Origin of the sequence: Rhizobium ecuadorense (assembly GCF_001187535.1) — a bacterium.
In the GTDB taxonomy this organism is placed as follows: domain Bacteria; phylum Pseudomonadota; class Alphaproteobacteria; order Rhizobiales; family Rhizobiaceae; genus Rhizobium; species Rhizobium ecuadorense.
In genome coordinates this window covers 1-400 of the sequence record NZ_LFIO01001725.1, presented here as the reverse complement: position 1 = coordinate 400, position 400 = coordinate 1, and the positions used below count along the sequence as shown (strand labels likewise).

At 63.0% G+C, this 400-nt stretch carries 1 protein-coding gene; it reads left to right on the top strand.

Features of this window, described 5'->3' with window-relative positions; translation table 11 throughout:
• On the top strand, positions 1–319 hold a 319-nt coding region (locus AF337_RS33190), incomplete at its 5' end, for a hypothetical protein (protein WP_210168094.1).
• Positions 320–400: the final 81 nt, after the last annotated feature.

Below are 400 nucleotides of genomic sequence, written 5' to 3'. Positions count from 1 at the left end.
GTTCATCACCATGGAGGAAAGGCCGATGGAGGTTGAGAGCTATGAGCTTGCCGACGCGTTCTTCGCTGCCGAACGATCCGTCGAAGGATTGGACGTCGAGCGCGAGGTCACGGAGCTGGGTTCGATCGAGAGCCTCGTGTTCCATGACGACTCCGGCAGGGACGTCAGGCTGGAATTCCCAGCTCACGGATTTGGCCGGGTCTTCGTCGGCGGAGAGCAGGTCGGGGAGTTCGACCAATATCACGAGGAGCGGATCGCCAGCATGGCCCGCGCGCTGCAGCGCTGCAACGACTACGCCACCACCTTCCTCCGGAAATGACCTAATCCCGCAGGTCCGGCGAGGCCGGCCTCCGACAACCGGGTCGGCTGAACGAAACCGTTCTCCTCAGCGTCCAGGAGC